This is a genomic window from Myxococcus sp. CA033 (assembly GCF_013336625.1).
Taxonomy (GTDB): domain Bacteria; phylum Myxococcota; class Myxococcia; order Myxococcales; family Myxococcaceae; genus Myxococcus; species Myxococcus llanfairpwllgwyngyllgogerychwyrndrobwllllantysiliogogogochensis.
Genome location: NZ_JABUMU010000013.1, coordinates 220,413 through 237,676, shown reverse-complemented (window position 1 = coordinate 237,676; position 17,264 = coordinate 220,413). Strand labels below are relative to the sequence as shown.

General features: G+C 67.0%; 13 protein-coding genes. 3 read left to right on the top strand and 10 right to left on the bottom strand.

Features of this window, described 5'->3' with window-relative positions; translation table 11 throughout:
• Positions 1-162 precede the first annotated feature (162 nt).
• Positions 163-1,509 (top strand): ergothioneine biosynthesis protein EgtB, encoded by a 1,347-nt coding sequence (gene egtB / locus HUA78_RS27615; protein WP_141642463.1) that lies wholly within the window; start codon positions 163-165, stop codon positions 1,507-1,509.
• A gap of 4 nt (positions 1,510-1,513) precedes the next feature.
• The gene (gene egtD, locus HUA78_RS27610) at positions 1,514-2,542 is read left to right on the top strand and encodes an L-histidine N(alpha)-methyltransferase (RefSeq protein ID WP_174477491.1); all 1,029 of its coding nucleotides are present in this window, start codon (positions 1,514-1,516) and stop codon (positions 2,540-2,542) included.
• Between the two features lie 64 nt (positions 2,543-2,606).
• On the opposite strand, the gene HUA78_RS27605 is transcribed toward egtD, so the two are convergent.
• The 7 genes from HUA78_RS27605 to HUA78_RS47310 all read right to left on the bottom strand — a co-directional run bounded on the left by HUA78_RS27605 (position 2,607) and on the right by HUA78_RS47310 (position 7,504).
• The gene (locus tag HUA78_RS27605; RefSeq protein WP_174456120.1) at positions 2,607-2,792 is read right to left on the bottom strand and encodes a hypothetical protein; all 186 of its coding nucleotides are present in this window, start codon (positions 2,790-2,792) and stop codon (positions 2,607-2,609) included.
• A gap of 266 nt (positions 2,793-3,058) precedes the next feature.
• Positions 3,059-3,526 carry a CoA-binding protein gene (locus tag HUA78_RS27600; protein WP_174460380.1) on the bottom strand — a complete coding sequence of 156 codons (468 nt, stop codon included), beginning with the start codon at positions 3,524-3,526 and terminating at the stop codon, positions 3,059-3,061.
• A gap of 234 nt (positions 3,527-3,760) precedes the next feature.
• The gene (locus HUA78_RS27595; RefSeq protein WP_141642459.1) at positions 3,761-4,309 is read right to left on the bottom strand and encodes a hypothetical protein; all 549 of its coding nucleotides are present in this window, start codon (positions 4,307-4,309) and stop codon (positions 3,761-3,763) included.
• A gap of 1 nt (position 4,310) precedes the next feature.
• Positions 4,311-4,769, bottom strand: coding sequence for a bactofilin BacM (bacM, locus tag HUA78_RS27590; RefSeq protein WP_141642458.1), 459 nt, complete (start codon positions 4,767-4,769; stop codon positions 4,311-4,313).
• A 3-nt stretch (positions 4,770-4,772) separates the two neighbouring features.
• A complete protein-coding gene (locus tag HUA78_RS27585) occupies positions 4,773-5,663 on the bottom strand; it encodes a ParB/RepB/Spo0J family partition protein (RefSeq protein WP_141642457.1) in 891 nt (296 codons plus the stop codon).
• A gap of 67 nt (positions 5,664-5,730) precedes the next feature.
• Positions 5,731-6,522 carry a ParA family protein gene (locus HUA78_RS27580; RefSeq protein WP_141642456.1) on the bottom strand — a complete coding sequence of 264 codons (792 nt, stop codon included), beginning with the start codon at positions 6,520-6,522 and terminating at the stop codon, positions 5,731-5,733.
• An 850-nt stretch (positions 6,523-7,372) separates the two neighbouring features.
• Positions 7,373-7,504 (bottom strand): hypothetical protein, encoded by a 132-nt coding sequence (locus HUA78_RS47310; protein WP_256433640.1) that lies wholly within the window; start codon positions 7,502-7,504, stop codon positions 7,373-7,375.
• A 6,685-nt stretch (positions 7,505-14,189) separates the two neighbouring features.
• Here HUA78_RS47310 and HUA78_RS27575 point away from each other — a divergent pair.
• Complete coding sequence (locus HUA78_RS27575; RefSeq protein ID WP_174460378.1) at positions 14,190-15,071, top strand: hypothetical protein; 882 nt, start codon at positions 14,190-14,192, stop codon at positions 15,069-15,071.
• A 51-nt stretch (positions 15,072-15,122) separates the two neighbouring features.
• Here the strand turns inward: HUA78_RS27575 and HUA78_RS27570 are convergent, their stop codons facing one another.
• The 3 genes from HUA78_RS27570 to rsmG form a co-directional block, all read right to left on the bottom strand.
• Complete coding sequence (locus tag HUA78_RS27570) at positions 15,123-15,515, bottom strand: VOC family protein (RefSeq protein WP_141642454.1); 393 nt, start codon at positions 15,513-15,515, stop codon at positions 15,123-15,125.
• 196 nt (positions 15,516-15,711) lie between these two features.
• On the bottom strand, positions 15,712-16,380 hold the full coding sequence (locus HUA78_RS27565) for a hypothetical protein (RefSeq protein WP_174456117.1): 669 nt from the start codon (positions 16,378-16,380) through the stop codon (positions 15,712-15,714).
• A gap of 156 nt (positions 16,381-16,536) precedes the next feature.
• A complete protein-coding gene (gene rsmG, locus HUA78_RS27560; protein ID WP_174456116.1) occupies positions 16,537-17,190 on the bottom strand; it encodes a 16S rRNA (guanine(527)-N(7))-methyltransferase RsmG in 654 nt (217 codons plus the stop codon).
• Positions 17,191-17,264 lie beyond the last annotated feature (74 nt).

The following is a 17,264-nucleotide window of genomic DNA, read 5'->3' as shown; positions in this document are numbered from 1 at the left end:
CGCGAGGCGCGAGGCGATGTCACGGGTGGAGTGCCAGCGAGGTGTCGCAGCATCGGCCAGGTCGGCCGCCCCCCACGGAAACGTACATTCCCGCACGGGGACCTGCGGCCGAGGGGCCCGGGACTTACCCTCACGCCGTTCCACGCCCTAGCTTGAGGCGCCATGTCCCGCACGACGGACAGCTCGACGACACGACAGCCAGGCAGTGCACCGGGAAGGGCTTGGAAGGCGCGGGCCTGGGCCGAGCTGGAGGCCGCACGCGCCCGCGTGCTGCGCATGCTCGCCGGACTTCCGGAGCACGTGCTGATGAACCAGCACTCGCCGTTGATGTCACCGCTCATCTGGGACGTCGCGCACGTCGCCAACTACGAGGAGCAGTGGCTGCTGCGAGCGCTCGGCGCACCGGCGCTGACGGACCCGGCCTTCGACGCCATCTACGACGCCTTCCAGCACCCCCGGAACACGCGCGCCCTGCTGCCGCTGCTGTCCCCTGAGTCCGCGTTCGCCTACGCCGCGCGCGTGCGTCAAGCCGTGCGCGCGCACCTGTCGGACCACGTGCCCGAGGACAGCGAGGCCCCGCTGCTGGTGGGCGGGTACGTCTTCGGCATGGTGGCGCAGCACGAGCAGCAGCACGCGGAGACGCTCGCCGCCACGCTCCAGTTGATGACGGACGTGGAGTACCGCATCAGCTCGCCGCGTCCGCATCCGAGCCCCGTTCCCATCACCCGCCAGCCCGTCTTCATCCCCGGCGGCACGGTGCGCCTGGGCAGCGAGTCACCGTGGGCGTACGACAACGAGCGGCCCGCGCACGCGCGCGAGGTCGCGCCCTTCCTCATGGATGCGCACCCCGTCACCAACGGGGACTACGTCGCCTTCGTCGAATCGGGGGGCTACGACGACGCGCGCTGGTGGCATCCCAAGGGCTGGGACTTCGTGCGCGCGGAGCAACTGCGCCACCCGCAGTTCTGGCTGCCCCAGCAGGGCGGGCACTGGCTGCGCAGGCGCTTCGGACAGGTGGAGCCGCTGCCCTCGAACGAGCCGGTCCAGCACGTGTGCTGGTACGAAGCGGACGCGTACGCGCGCTGGGCGGGGAAGCGGCTGCCCACGGAAGCCGAATGGGAGACAGCGGCGCGCGGCTCGGACGGCGTCGCGCGCGAGCACCCGTGGGGCGACGACGCGCCCACGCCCGCGCACGCCAACCTGGGCGGTGACGCGTGGGGCCCCGCGCGAGTGGGCAGTCATCCCCAGGGCGTCAGCAGCGAGGGCGTCTGGGGCCTGTTGGGAGATGTCTGGGAATGGACGGCGAGCGACTTCCATCCCTATGCGGGCTTTCGCGCATATCCCTATCGCGAGTACTCGGAGGTGTTCTTCGGCGACGACTACAAGGTGCTTCGAGGCGGGGCCTGGGCGAGCGCGCCCGTGGCGGTACGCAATGGCTTTCGCAACTGGGACTACCCCATCCGGCGGCAGATTTTCGCCGGCTTCCGTTGTGCGTCAGAGGTGAGGTGAATCAATGAGGTCGACAGTGCAGCCGGTGGAGACGACTTCGGGCGAGGGGACGCGGGCCGTCCCCGGGGTGAAGGTGGAGGTGTACGTGAAGCCGGGCGACGCGAAGCGCGCCCTGCGACAGGAAGTGCTCCAGGGGCTGTGCGGCTCGCCCAAGGAGCTGTCACCCCGGTGGCTCTATGACGAGCGGGGCAGCCAGCTCTTCGACGACATCACCCGCCTGCCGGAGTACTACCCCACGCGGCGTGAGCGGGAAATCCTGCTGGCCCATGCAGGAGACGTGGCGAGGCTGAGCGGCGCGACGACGCTCATCGAACTGGGCAGTGGCACCAGCGAGAAGACGCGCCTGCTCCTGGATGCGATGGAGGAGGCGGGACAGCTGTCGCGCTTCGTTCCGTTCGACGTGAGCGAGGCGTTCCTCCGGCGCGCGGCGGCGTCCCTGGCGCGCGAGTACCCGGGCATCACCGTGCACGCGGTGGTGGGCGACTTCGAGCACCACCTGTCGCGCCTGCCCGGAGGCGGACGGCGACTGGTGGCGTTCCTGGGCGGCACCATCGGCAACCTGAAGCCGACCGAGCGAGCGCGCTTCCTGCGCGAGCTGTCCTCGGGCCTGCAACCCGGTGACGGCCTGCTCCTGGGCACCGACCTCATCAAGGACCGCGCGCGGCTGTTCGCCGCCTACAACGACAGCGCCGGGGTGACGGCCGAGTTCAACCGCAACGTGCTGCGCGTGCTCAACCGCGAGCTGGGCGCGGACTTCGACCCGGAGGCGTTCGAGCACGTCGCGCCCTTCGACGAGCACAACGCCTGGGTGGAGATGCGCCTGGTGTCGCAGCGCACGCAGTCCGTCTGGCTGTCCTCCCTGAAGCGCCGGGTGGACTTCGCCGAGGGCGAGGTGCTGCGCACGGAGGTGAGCTGCAAGTTCGAGCAGGCACGCGTCGAGGCGGAGCTGGACGCGGCGGGGCTGGGACTGGCGGCGTGGTGGACGGACGGAGCGGGTGACTTCGCCCTGTCCCTCGCGCTCAAGCGCGGCTGAGTTCCAAGGGCTCGGACCTGGGGTCGGGCATCACCCGGCCACCAGGTCCGGCGTCCTCCGACGACTAACGTCGGGGGTTGCGACGGGACTGCACGCGCACGGGCACGGGCTGCGGCATGGGCCGAGTCCAGGCAAACCACAGCGCGGCGAGGACGGTGACGGCGAGCCCTCCAGCGGCGAACAGCCGCTCCCCCACGGGGCTGAGGTCCACGGTGGCAAGGTGAAGGGGGAGCATTCCGGTGAACGACATGCGGGGAACTCCTTGCGGGGCGCTGCGTGGAGGTCCGGAGGATGGGCTGGGGTGTTGACCCACCACGGGCCGGGGGAACGACAAGGTTAGGGACTCGCGAAAGAATCTGGAAGTCCCCGTGCGACGATGGCGACGCGGCGTGCACGGAAGTGCACCCCTCGTCCCAAGCTCGGAGCCATCCGGTTCATCTTCTCATCCATAATCGGATGGACGCCCGGCGCTCGCTGAATGTTCAGCACCGCGCCACGCCTGCCTGCTCTCGGGCGTCAGACAGGGAGCGCGCCACCAGGTTGGCGCTCCTGGAGCAGCCGCATCAGCTCCACCTTCATGCACCGGTCCTGGACCACGCGGATGCCGGCACGGGCCAGCTTCTCCGCCGCCGCGTCATTGCGGATGCCCAGCTGGAACCACACCGCGCGCGGCTTCTTGGCGAGCAGGTCCGGCACGTGCGCGTCGATGTCCTCCGGGCGACGGAACACCTGCACCAGGTCCACGTCCCCCGGGATGTCCGCCACGGCGGAGTACACGGGCCGGCCGAGGATGGGCTCCTTCTCGCCGTGCACCGACACCGGGACGATGTCGTAGCCGTGTTTCTGGAGGAACGCCGGCACCGAGTACGCCGGCTTGTGCGCCTGCGCCTCCGAGCGGATGCCCAGCACCGCCACCCTCCGCGAGTGCTCCAGCACTTCCCTCACGCCCGCGTCGTCCTCGACGAGATTCGCTCTCCAGTCCATGACCACCTCCTGGAGCCAACCTTGCCATGCTCGCTCCCGGTGACGACCCGTCCGACGCCGAAACGGCGCGTTCGTTCCGCGGAAGGCAACTGGACCCTGGAGGTCCAGTGCTCGGGAGCGCGCGCCTCTTCGTGAGCGGGGACGTGGGCCGGGCCAGGGGCTCGGTGGCTCGGTGGCTCGGTGGCTCGCTCGCGGGGCGAGGAGGCACCGGCCCGTCATCGCAAGGCCGCGCGGCTACTTGGACTGGGAGGACTGGACTTCGATTTCGCGGCACGCCTCGGTGGCCAGCCGGACATCTTCCGGTGAGGCGCCGGGCAGCGTCGCGCAGAGGAACAGGTCGTTGCCCACGCGGCGGGCACCGAAGAGCGCGGGAGCCTGGAGGCCAATGCCACCGTCCGCGAGCTTCGGCGCCATCGTCACGCGCAAGAGCGAGTAGGTGTCCTTGGACTCTTCCTGGTCCAGCGACACCTCGAAGTTCTTCGACTCCTCGCGCACGCGCTCCGCCAGCGCGTCCACGGTGGGCAGTTGCTCACCCTGGCCTCGGCGCAGGTCCACTCGAAGCACCGGGCGGCCGGGCGGGCCCGCCTGGAAGCTGTCGTCGGGAGCGACCTGCGCGGACCAACCGTCCGGCAGTGGAACCTTCACACCGGAACGAGGGGTCTGCGCGGCGCCGTCCGGAGAGAGGGCGCCGGAGTCAGCACCCTCGTCCTTGCAGCCCTTGCAGCCGGACAGCAGCGACAGCGCCAGCACCAGGGCTGGCGCGATGTGCGCGCGCTGACGCACCTTACTTCTTCGACTCGCCGCCAGGAGGAGGAGGACGCGCCGAGGCGGCGTTGCCACCCAGGTTCTCCATCTTCAGCGTGCCCTCGAAGACGACGCCACGGTCCATGGACAGCGACGGCGTCTCTAGATTTCCCTTCACGCGGCCCGGAGTCTTGAGCTCGATGATCTGGGTGGCCTTCACGTTGCCTTCGACCTGACCGTTGATGATGACGGTGCCGGCCTGGATTTCGGCATTGACCTTGGCGCCATCCCCAATGACGAGCACGTCCTTGGTGATGATCTGCCCCTGGAACTTGCCGTCGATGCGGACCTGCCCCTCGAAGGTAAGCTTCCCCTCAAACTCGCTTCCCTTGCCCAGAAGCGTATGAACCTCACCAGAGCGCTGCGACACGGATTCCTCCTCCCGCTTGAACAGGGGCTTGCTGGGTGCTTCGTCTTTCTTCCCGCCAAGGAGCGCCACGCGCTACTCCTTCCTGAGCAGCTTCAACAGCCGGTCCAGGTCATCGTAGGAGAAGAAGTCCACCTCGATGGTGCCCTTTCCGGGGCTTCGTTCGGTCAACCGGACCTTCGTCCCCAAACGACGTTGGAGCTCTTCCACCAAGGACTTCACCTGCGGGCTCTGTTTCGGCGGCGTCTTGCCCGCATCCTTCTTGCCGTGGGTGCGACTCTGCTGGACCAGCCGCTCCGTGTCACGCACGGACAGCTTCTTGTCGGCCACTTGCTTGGCCAGGTTTTGCAGCTCGGGCAGTCGGGGGACGCCCAACAGGGCGCGCGCGTGTCCCATGCTCAACGAGCCGTCCGCCACCATCAGCTTCACGTCCGCGGGCAGCGCGAGCAGGCGCAGCGCGTTGGCCACCGTGGAGCGCTCCTTGCCCACGCGCTGGCTGACCTGTTCCTGCGTGAGGCGGAACTCGTCCGTCAGGCGCTTGTAGCCCTCCGCCTCTTCAATGGGGTTGAGGTCCGCGCGCTGGAGGTTCTCCACGAGGGCCAGCTCGAAGGCCTGGACCTCGGTGACGTCCTTGATGATGGCGGGCACTTCCTTGAGGCCCGCGGCCTGGGAGGCGCGCCACCGGCGCTCACCGGCGATGAGCTTGTAGCCGCCGTCCCCGTCCTTGCGCACGAGGATGGGCTGGAGGATGCCCTGCGTCTTGATGGACTCGGTGAGCTCCTTGAGCTTCTCCTCGTCGAAGTAGCGCCGGGGCTGGTCCTTGTCCCGGTGGATGGCCTCAATCGGGAGCTTGAGGACGCCGGCCTTGAGGGCGGCCTGTTCGGCGGCCTTGCCGGGAGCGGCCTGGGGGATGAGTGCGGAGAGCCCACGACCGAGGGCGCGCTTCTGCGTGTCTGCTTTCACCAAGTCAGGACTCCAGCGCCGCGAGGAGACTCACGACGGGCATGGGCGACGCAAAGGCTCGCGGAGGGCTTCAGGCGACCCGCCGGCGGGGCGTCTTGGGAGTGTCGCGCTTCATCAGTTCGCGGCCGAGGGCGAGGTAGCTCTCGCAGCCCTTGGACTTGATGTCATAGAGGATGATGGGCTTGCCGAAGGACGGGCACTCGGACAGGCGCACGTTGCGCGGGACGACGACCTGGAAGACCTGTTCCTTGAAGTAGCCGCGCACCTCGTCCACGACCTGGTGGGCGATGTTGGCGCGAGCGTCGAACATGGTGAGGAGGATGCCCTCCATCTTCAGGTCGGGGTTGAGGCCCTGCTTCACCAGGTCGATGGTGTGCGTGAGCTGGGAGAGACCCTCGAGCGCGTAGTACTCGCACTGCAGCGGGATGAGGACGGAGTCCGCGGCGGACAGGGCGTTGAGGGTGAGCAGGCCGAGCGAGGGCGGGCAGTCGATGATGATGTAGTCGAACTCGGAGGCCAGGGGGCGCAGGGCGTCGCGGAGGCGGAACTCGCGGTTCTCCAGGTTGACGAGTTCGACTTCGGCGCCGGTGAGGTCGGGCGTGGCGGGGACGACCTGGAGGTAGCGCAGCTCGGTCGGGTGGAAGAGCTCCTTCATGGGGCGGCCATTGAGGAGCGCGTCGTAGATGGTGCCGTGGAGCTTGTCCTGCTTGAGGCCCAGGCCGCTGCCGGCGTTGCCCTGCGGGTCCATGTCAACCAGGAGCGTGCGGCGCTCGGCGGAGGCGAGGCTCGCGGCGAGGTTGATGGCGGTGGTCGTCTTACCCACGCCACCCTTCTGATTGGAGATGCAGATGATTCGACCCACGAGCCCCATCCTCTCTCTTGCCCGGCGAGAGCCGGGCGCCGTGCGTGATGCGGTGCACGACTGCACGCTGATCCGCTGCTAGCACGCGATTCGGTGTTGGATCAAATTCACGGCGCTCCCAGCGTGACGACTCTTTTCGAGGGCTTCCAAGCAAGCCGGAAGGCCTGATTCCGGAGACTTGGAGCACGGTTTCCTACGTCCAGAACCCGGCCGACCGGGCGTTCGCATCCTGGATTCGGGCGGTGTGGGGAGACTGCTCGGATGCCCTCCTTATAAGGGGGCACGCGGGTGACGGGGGTCGGTGTCACCGCTCAAGTCCGTCCGCTCACGCGTTCCATATGGAACGGGCCTGCTCGACTCGCGACCTCCGTGCACCGTTCAAATGGGTTGGGTGACGTGGAAGCGCTGGGCAATCTCGCCGGACGATGAGGCCCACCCAGGCAGCATCGGAAGTGCCGGTTCGTACCGGCTCGCAACCTTCATCGCATGTCCGCCATGAAGCGCACTGCGGTTGCCCTGCGATGGTGCGCACCCTCCATGCGCTGTCACGAGCCCTCGCGTGAGCCACCTCTTCGCCCGTGACTCGTTCGACATGAAGTGCGCTTCGACTGTCTTCCGCGGTGGCAGTTGTTCATCGCTGCGCTGTTGGTCGCCTTCGCATGAGCCGGACCACCATGGCGCTCGTCCGTTCAACATGAAGTCGCCTCGGGGTCATCGGAGGTGACGGCTGTTCATCGCTGCGTTGTTGGTCGCCCTCGCGTGAGTCGGCTCACCACGGCTCTTGTCCGTTCAACACGGCACCGTGCGGCAACCCGATGCATTGTCGGAAGCACCAATATGAACCGGGCCGTCACTGCTCATGCCTGTTCGTCATGAGGTGCGGTTCGGCCACCGTCCGATGCGTCATCATCGAGCGCCCTCGCACGGGCAGGTCCGCCATCTCCATCCATCGCTCGTTGGACTTGAGGCATGGGTCGACCACCGTCCGATGCAGCGCTCCTCAATGCTCATCGGCGAGAGCCTGCGCATGAGCGAGCTCGGCACCTCCATCGCGCGTTCGACCTGAGACGTGGGTCGACCACCGTTCAGTTCATTGAGGCGTCATCATCGAGACCTCCGCATGCGCCACTTCGCCACCTCCATCACCCATCCGGTGTGAAGCGCTGCACGACCCCGTCCGATGCGTCACCACCAAGAGCCTCCGCATGAACCGGTTCGCCACCTCCCCCGCTCATCCGGCGTGAGGCACGGCACGCCCTCCAATGCGTCGCCCGTCGAGGTCTCCTCATCGAGAGCCACCGCGCGAGCCGGTTCGCCCACTCCATCACCCAGCCAACGCGAGGTGCGGTTTGGCCACAGCCCCATGTGGCAACCCTCGCGCCTCATCAACGAGCCTCCGCAGGAACGAGTTCGCTACCGCCAGCCGCCGGTCGACGTGAGGTGTGGTTCGACCACCATCCAGTCCGGCGCCCATCGCTGACTCAGCATCGGAAGCCTCCACGTGAGCGCGCTCACCACTCCCAGCACCCGTTCGACGCGAGGTGCAGTTCGGCCACTGGCCGGTGCGGCGCCCATCGCTGACTCATCATCGGAAGCCTCCACATGAGCGCGCTCACGACTCCCGACAGCCGTTCGACGTGAGGAGTGGCGCGACCACCATCCGGTCCAGCGCCCATCGCTGACTCATCATCGGACGCCTCCACCTGAACGAGTTCGCTACCGCCAGCACCCGTTCGACATGAGGAGTGGCGCGACCACCATCCGGTCCGGAGCCCATCGCTGCCGCATCATCGAAAGCCTCCACATGAACGAGTTCGCTACCGCCAGCACCCGTTCGACATGAGGCATCGCGCGAACACTCTTCGCTGGTTCCAACTGACGCGGCGCGAACCGGCTCGCGACCTCCATCGACCATTCGACATGAAGCGAGGTGCAGCCTCGTTCAGCGATGAGCCCCGCCATCCGAGAGCTTTCAGCGGCGCCGCCTGAACTACCCTACTGGCTCAACGGCCAGTTCGACACGCCATCCGTGCCGCGAGCACCACGCTGGCATGAACCAGCTCCCTCCATCGCCACTCCACATGCGGCGATGCGCGCGGCCGGCGGTGCTTGCCGAAACCCAGCTGCCGTTCGGCACCATCTGGACACGGGGCCGCGGACCGCACCTCCGTTTCACGCGGGCCACGGCGCGCGCGGCATCGAACTGGCCAACTCGCGCCAGACATCCTCCGCATCGATCGATTCAGCGTGAGGCTCTGCTTCGTTCCATCTGGTGCGCGCCGCGACCCTCACTCGATGCCGTGAAGTCATCGAAGCGTTGTCCGGCCTCCAGTGCGCGACCACCGTCCATCACACAGCTCGCTTCACGCTGAAGCCAGCAAGGATGAGCACACGGCATCGCCACAACCGGGGACGGACCCGACACGCGAACCACGTGGAGCCTGGGTCGGCACCCGGCCTCGCGAGTCCTCATCCCCACCCCCAGGACTCAGCGCGGTCACTTCACCTGCTCCGCGTGGAAGGCGACACGCGTTCGTCGCCGCCTCAGCACGCATCACCACCACGGCGTTCCACATGGAACACGGCGGCGGCAACGCGGGCCCAAGTGGCTCACCGTGTTCACACGATGCCCGTTGTCCGCACCCATCGAACACGACACCCGTTCCCGCGTGGGACACGCCACGCTGAAGCGCGCTTCGGATGAACACCCGCGCACCGCATCGGCGCGCGCGTTCCACGTGGAACAGCCTCAAAGGCCACGGCGACATCGGAACTCGCGCGCGACGCGCCGGCACCAGGCATCTGCCTGTCCGCGACATCGGCTCGAAGCGAGGGCACGTTGTCTTCGCGGATGAAGTCCGCCCTTCCGACTCGTGTCCGCGTTCCATGTGGAACACGGCACGAGGGCCTTCAGACCATCGCGAAAGCGCAGCGTGTGAACACCTTCTCATCGGTCTTCAACACCACGTCGATGAGGCCGAGCACCCGTCACCACCCTGGCTGCTTCCGCGTTCCACATGGAACACGGCACCGGCGTTCCACCACTGCTCCGCCCCCATCACCGTTTCACGTGAACCACGGCTCGCTCGCATCAACTGCTCGCGACAGCGTCACGCAGGTCCGCGCCGTTGCGCATCACCAGCCAAGGCCCAACACCACGTCGATGAGGTGAACGGCACGTAGCGCGCGCCACCACGTGAACGGCTTCTGCGTTCCACGTGGAACACGAACCGCTCGCGACAGCGTCATGCAGGACGGCACCGCTGAGCCTCGCTGGGCCAAGGTCCAACACCACGTTGATGAAGTGAACGGCGCGCGGCGCGAACCACCTCGCGAACGGCTTCCGCGTTCCACGTGGAACACGACCCGCGTCGTCTCAACTGCTCGCGACAGCGTCACGCAGGCCAGCGCCGTTGCGCATCATCGGCCAAGGCCCAACACCACGTTGATGAGGTGAAGGGCACGTCGCACGCGCCACCTCGTGAACGGCTTCTGCGTTCCACATGGAACACGGGAGCACGCGGCTCCGCTACCAGCACGACTCCTTGAGACCGGTTCAGGCGTTACCTCGTTCCACGTGGAACACGGCATCGCGTGAGCACGGGTTTCGACCGCTCGTGCGGACCGCTTTCGTGTTCCACGTGGAACACGATTCGCGCCGCATCGACCTCGCATGACCTCACGCATGGCGGCATGCGGACATCATCGAGAACTCGCTCACGACCCTTTCTCGGCGAAGGCATCGACGCATCCCGAGCGCTGTCTCTCCGCCGTTCCACGTGGAACACGAAAGCGCGTGCATGGGCCGCACGGCACCAGCAACTGGACGGTCCACACCAGTCCACGCACCACCGCGTTCCACGTGGAACACGGCACACGTCGCGCATCAGGAAGTGGGTTCGCCATCTGCTCGGTTCGCGGCAACACGTGGTGACGGCGGCCTCACGTGAGGCCCTTACCGCCAGCCCCAGCATCTCGTTGAAGAGGTGGTGAAGCGCGTGATGCGTTCCACGTGGAACACGGATGCTCACCAGAACACCTGCACGCGAAGGCGTCACACGCGTCGCCAGGCCGAGCATCACGGCTCACCTCCTTCACGCATCGATGCCGGTGCCCGGGCACGTGGAGCGGTGCTCATGCCCGCATCGGTTCCACGTGGAACACCGCACACGAACCATCAGGCGTCGTCACCACGAAGCGGCTTCTCAGCCACCTCATCAGCAAGGTGAGGAAGACAACGCGGCGCTCATCCGGACCCCTTCTTCGTTCCACGTGGAACACGGCGCACGGCATCGCGGGATGGCAGCGGCTTCATGCGAGTTCGCCAGCACCAACACCGTGAAGAAGCTTCGCGGCGGTCTCTTCAACCAGGTGAGGCCAGCACGCGACGGCCATCTGGACCTCTTCTTCGTTCCACGTGGAACACGGCATCGCCGGTTGGTGGAGGCATCACGCAAGTCGCCGCGCATGGCATCGCGAAGCACCTCCTTCAACCGGGCGCGACCTCAACGAGGCCCTCATCCCGGACCTCATCAGGGTTCCACGTGGAACACGGCATCGCTGATTGGCGGGGCTTCGCACGAGTCGCCGTGCACGGCATCACGAAGCCTCTGCTTCAACCAGGCGCGGCCTCAACGAGGAACTCACCCAAGGCCCCGTCACCGTTCCACGTGGAACACGGCATCGATGGTTGGCGGGGCTTCGCACGAGTCGCCGTTCACGGCATCACGAAGCCACTGGTTCAACCAGGCGCGGCCTCAACGAGCAACTCACCCAAGGCCCCGTCACCGTTCCACGTGGAACACGGCATCGCTGGTTGGCGGGGGCTTCGCACGAGTCGCCGTGCACGGCATCGCGAAGCGACTGCCTGAACCAGTTCAGGACCCGTGCCCCACCCTGGTCCCTTCACCGTTCCACGCGGAGCACGGCATCGCTGGTTGGCAGAGACTTCAGGCGAGTCCGCCGGCACGGCATCGCGAAGCGACTCCTTGAGCTGCTGAGGACGAACTCACCCAAGGCCCCTCCACCGTTCCACGTGGAACACGACATCGCCGGTTGGTGGAGGCACCACGCGCGTCGCCGTACCCGGCATCCCGAAGCACCTGCTCCAACCGGGCGCGGACTCGACGAGGAACTCACCCAAGGCTCCGTCACCGTTCCACGTGGAACGCGGCGCGTGGCAACGCTGGATGACCGGGACCTCACGCACGCCGGTGCGCACGCCTTCGCGAAGCGGCTGCTTCAACCGGGTGAAGAAACCCAGAGGACTCACCCTCGACCCCGTCACCGCTCCACATGGGGCGCGGCGCGTGGAAACCGCTGGCTGGCCGAGCCCTGCCTCACGTGATTCGGCGCGCGGCATCGAGAAGCCACGACTTCAACCGGGTGAAGCCACCAAGAGAACTCGCCCTGCCCCCCGCCACCTTCTGGGTGGAGCACGGCGCATGGCAACCGCTGGCTGACTGAGGCCCGCCTCACGTGATTCGGCGCACCATCGAGAAGCACCGCCATCAACCAGGTGAAGCCCCACCAAGAGAACTCGCCCTGGCTCCCGCCACGTTCCACGATGGAACACGGTGCGCGGCAACGCTGGCAGCGGCTTCACCGCGTCGGCATGCACGACCTCCAGAAGCGGCCCCTTCAACCAGGTGCAGCCAGCACGCGGCGCCCATCCCTCTTCGCCGTTCCACGTGGAACCTGACGCGCGGCAAGGCGTGATGGTTCGGACTTCACGCGAGTCGATAGCCACCGAAACCCTGAAGGGACTTCTCGGCGTCCTCACTAGAAAGAGGACGACCGCGGCACCCAAGCCGTGAACCACGGGGACCCGCACCACGACGCCTCGATGGCTGAGCGACCTCGCCAGCGAGAAGCAACCCGAGCGGGACTGCATGACGTCGCGCACCGATGAACGGGGCACCACGGGTGCGCGACCTCTCAAGAAAGCCAGGGTCTCCCTCACCGCATGGACTCGTCTCCGTTCCCGGGGTGCGCGGCTGAACGAGACCTCTCACGCGTCCTCATGGTCGGGCACCACCGAGACACGGCTTCTCGGGGTGACGGTGCAGGCGGCTCCGCACTCCGCCAACAACTGGCGCCCCCTCCCCCACCCACCAGGCAGCCTCTTCCCTTCACTCGAATCACGCCGTCCGCTGCACGCCGTTGCAGCGAAAGCGGCGCGAGTCGACTCCTCGCTTCGGGTTCCACATGGAACCTCACCGCGCTCCCCTTCTCGTTGAAGCAGGCTCAGCACGGGCCAGTCGCGTGGGTCTTCACTTCACGCCACCAGCAGGACCCTGTGCTCGGCATCCCTCACGGGGCAGCAACTCCGGAGAACGGTCCGACAGCCGAGAGCACTCGCTGACTCCAGAGTTCGCGCCATGTGGTGCAGGGCAGAAGTGACGGACGGCATCCCCTCCCCTCTCCCATCCGCGCCCCGTCTCGAAGGTCCACGAACGAGCACCTCGAAGAACCCTCACTCGTACGGACACCCGATGCGCCCCCACCTGGCTCGCTCGCATCCTCACTGCCGTGCGAGTTCCCTTGTCGCGCCCGTCCTGTCAGAGCCAGCAGTCGCCGCGAAGGGTCGGTCCCACTGCCGCGACGCAAGCACCCCGCCGCCATCACACGCGACACCTCGCCGTGCAGAGGTTCGCGCTTCACAACCAGACCACCACCAACCTGCCCTCACCGATTCGGCTCAAGTGGGTCTGGGGTTCGCGAAGAATCCGGAGGCCCCACCGAAAAGAGTCTGCGTACGGCCCATCACCTGCGCCGGTGCGCATGGCGTCCGAACCGTGGGCACGAACCTCCAGGGATACACACGTCGAACGGCCCTCATGTCCACGCGTCACGAACGATGGAGCTCACCGACGTGTGGTTCGAAGGGCTGGCCTGCATCACCACGGGCTGCAGGAACTTCAGCCACGAGCGGCAAACTCACGCGAGGTCCGTTCGAAGCCATCGCTTCACGATGACGCCTCCGTCCTCACGGTCGGAGCCCGCGCTGACTTGGACCCGACTCACCCTGTTCCACGTGGAACGAGCAGTAGCCGCGGGCTCAGAACCCGCGCAACAGGGCCTGCGGGCACCTGCTTGGACGCTCGCATCAAGTCATGACAACCGTGCAGGGCTGAGCACGCAGGAATGCTCCTCCTCCAACCTCGTGACGCGACTCCATCCGCGGCACCTCGCCTGAGTACGCCATGGGCTCGAACGGAGTCACTCGCGAACAGTCCTGGCGTCACGCGTCCGCTTCGAGAGCAGTCGCCCCGATGCCACACGCGCCGAAAGACTCCCGCGCGATGAGTGGCAGCACAGCCGCGTGCAACGGAGTTCGCGCCGTGGTCCAAAGCTCGCTCACCTCTCGCCTCGCGAGCAGACAAGCCCACCACTAGACCTCTCGCTGGTCGAGTGAACGGCCCATCGAGCGTGTGCTCTCGCACTCAGCTTCACGCCAGACCAGGCAGGCGTGTTCCCCGACTGAAGGAACCGTCCGCTCGCACTCCCCTCCCCTGCCCCGAGCCAGCATCCGCGCGAGTGCCTGGTCACATCCTGAGCTGGCAACCACAGCGCTCGAACCCTTGCGATACTCCGCGAGACACAGGACCCATCGCGGGCATCGTCCGCGGCGACACGCCGACACCTCCACTCGCAAGGCTCACTCCGTGCTCCCGCTTCAACGCTGGTTGTCTCCCGAGGAAGCCGCCGAGGTGCTCCGTCCCTACGCGGCCTTCAAGCAACGAAGCGCCGGCAACGGCATGGACGTGGACGCCCTCGTCCTCTCCGACGGCTTCTTCAGCGGCGCCGGGCTGTTCACAGGCGGGCGCGTCTCATCACTCAGGCTGGAGAACACCCGAGGCTCGACGTTCATCGACGGCGACCTGGTCGTCGATGGCTGGCTCGAAAACCCAGGCGGACTCGTCTTCGTGCGCGGCAACCTCATCGCGCACACCGTCTACACCTCCGAGTACCTCGTCATCCTCGGGGACCTTCGAGTCCGCCGCCTGTTCGGCGAAGACGAACCCCTGGGCACCTGCGTCTTCGGCGATGCCCATGTCGAGAGCGCCATCTTCTCCCACAACCATCAATTCAACGTCTGGGGCACCGCCCACCTGGGCGAAGAAGTCCATGACGAGGTCCACGGACGCGAGGCCTTGCGGAAACGACTCGTCGACTGGGGCCTTCTCTCCGACCCGCGACAGGAAGCACCGCTCGACGTGGTCCGACTCGGGCTGCGCGGACTCGCCGAATCATGGGGTCCGCTCTCCGATGAACTGGCCTCGCTTCGATACACGCCGAAGCCCTCGGACCTCATCGCGGAGCCTCCGGTTCGACCACCCCGTCCCGACATCATCCTCGAGCTGGAGCAATGGTTCGCATCGACACCCCTCCCCCAGCGACAACAACTCGAAGCACTGCGCACGCAGTGGCTCGCTCGACTCAGTGACTCAACGGTCCGCGCGGAGGCGGAGCGCGTGATTCGCAAACACCTCAATTCGAAGAAGCTCATCACGGACCGCGACGCGCTCCTGCGCGACCTGGGGTAACAACGCCCAACGCAAACCCAGGGTTCGCGAGACCTCGCGCCTCGACACAACTCAGCGCGTCCACTCTCCCTGGTAGAGCACGACGCGATATCCATCCGGGTCCTCGAAGGTCTTCCCGTACACGTCCCAGTAAGGGTTGTGTGAGCGCACCGGATGGAAGCCCGCTTGCACCATGCGCCGCACCCGCGCGTCCCACTCCTCGCGCCGCGACACATAGAGAACCAGCAGATGGTCCGGCGAAGGAGCGCGAGGCGCCTCGTGTCCGCGTTCCACCGTGAACTCCAAGTGGTACGGCGTCCCGACCTGGCCGAGCATCACCCCATCGAAGCCCGCATGGTCCTCGAAGCCTCCCACGAGCTCGAAGCCAAGCCCCTCTCGATAGAACCGCACCACCGTCGCCAGGCTCCGCGTCGGTCGAGCGACTCGCAGCTTGCACATCTCCATCCCAGGTCCGTCCTCACCACGAACGAACCCGGTGAAGGTTCGCGCGTCTCACGGTCGTGACGCGTGCGCACTCAATGACGAGCAGTGCGCGGTGCACGATGAAGTCGCGGAAGCATCGCGCCATCTCCGGCGCGCGTGTCCGCACACGGCAAGGCAATGGCAGAAGGCCAACGCGTCAGCGCCGTGGGCCGACGCCTCACGGATTCGGAGGAGACACGGGCTCCACGAAGTACGCCTGTTTGTGCCGAGGCTCGGAGTCGTACGCGGCGGCCAGCTCCCGCGCGCGCCGCTCGGTCCGAAACACGGCCACCTCCGCCCGGTTGCCGTGCTCATCCTGCCGAATCACAGCCCAACCCTGACGCGGACGGGACTGCCTCACGGGCGGTGTTCCACGCTGCTCCACGGCGTACCACTGCTTGTGCGCCCGAGCCTCCATCCGACGCGCCAGGCACTCCGCATGTCCTCGGCTCGTCATCACACAGACATCATGGCGATGACCCGTGTCGTCCTGCCGGTACACCGCCCAGCCATCCGTCAGCGGCGGCGCTCCAGGGTTGGCCCGCCACACCACTTCATCGCGCCACCAGTCGAGATGCGCGAGCGCATGGCTCAGCTCCTCCTCCGAGGTCATGACATGGAAATCGTCCGTGGCCTGCAGATAGAAGACGAAGAACTGGAAGCCGCAGTCCGCGCGCCAACCCCAGTAGTCAGTGGGTCCGAGTCCATCACCTTCCACGTCTCGGAAGTGCGGAGGTCCCCAGCGTTGCTCGAAGTCGGCGCGGGACGCTCGGGCCACCGCGACTTCAGACTCATGGGGCTCGTCGTCACCCCAGACCACCGGTCGGTCCGTCGGAATCGGCTGCATGCGAGGTACCTCCGCTTTGAAGCTAACGCGGCCCCTCCTCGCATGCCTGCCCCCTCACTCCCACGCCACGTCCACAACTGACAATGGATAGCAGTTGTCCGCATGGCGCCACGCGCGCACCTCCACCGTGCACGCGCGGGCCCGCCCTCCCCTGCCCTACTCCTTCGCGAACACCGCGACCTGACGCTCCGCGCCGGAGAACGGCAGCCGGTACGCCCTCGCGGAGACCACTCGCAGGTGTCGCTCCGCGGCGCGCGACGCCAGCTCCGCGTCCGTCTGCGACTTGCCGAGCATCGCCACCACGCGCCCGCCCGGCTCCACATACGCCGGCGCCAACGCCAGCCAGTCCGGCAGGTCCATGAACGCGCGCGCAATCAACAACTCCGCGCGCGGAATCCCTTCCGTCTCCGGCTGTCCCTCGGCGCGCGCGTGCAACCCGCGCACGCCCTGCAACCCGAGGCTCGCCGACGCGGCCTTGATGAACGCGACCTTCTTGCCCACCGTGTCCACCAGCGTCACGCCGAGCGCTGGCAACGCAATCTTCAACGGCAGTCCCGGGAAGCCCGCACCCGCGCCCAAATCCAACAACGACGCCGCGCCCGTCACCTCCGGCAGCACCGCGAGCGAGTCCAGGAAGTGCTTCTCCAGCACCTCCTCCGGCGCCGTAATCGCCGTGAGATTCACCTTCGCGTTCCACTTCAGCAGCTCCGCCATCAGCCGCTGCAACCGGGGGCCCACGTCCTCCCCCACCGACACGCCCAGCGCCTGGCAGCCGGATGCCAGCAGATCTACGAACCTCGTGTTATCCACAGCACCTCCACAGCGCGGAGGGGCATAACCCTCCGGAATCATTCAGGGGATTTCTATCCCCAAAGTTGTCCACA

Excerpts from the sequence above, each read along its gene's own strand:
- HUA78_RS27600 (WP_174460380.1), bottom strand. The coding sequence starts at position 3,526 with ATGGACTGGAGAGCGAATCTCGTCGAGGACGACGCGGGCGTGAGGGAA.
- HUA78_RS27570 (WP_141642454.1), bottom strand. The coding sequence starts at position 15,515 with ATGGAGATGTGCAAGCTGCGAGTCGCTCGACCGACGCGGAGCCTGGCG.
- egtB (WP_141642463.1), top strand. The coding sequence starts at position 163 with ATGTCCCGCACGACGGACAGCTCGACGACACGACAGCCAGGCAGTGCA.
- HUA78_RS27565 (WP_174456117.1), bottom strand. The coding sequence starts at position 16,380 with ATGCAGCCGATTCCGACGGACCGACCGGTGGTCTGGGGTGACGACGAG.
- HUA78_RS27605 (WP_174456120.1), bottom strand. The coding sequence starts at position 2,792 with ATGTCGTTCACCGGAATGCTCCCCCTTCACCTTGCCACCGTGGACCTC.
- egtD (WP_174477491.1), top strand. The coding sequence starts at position 1,514 with ATGAGGTCGACAGTGCAGCCGGTGGAGACGACTTCGGGCGAGGGGACG.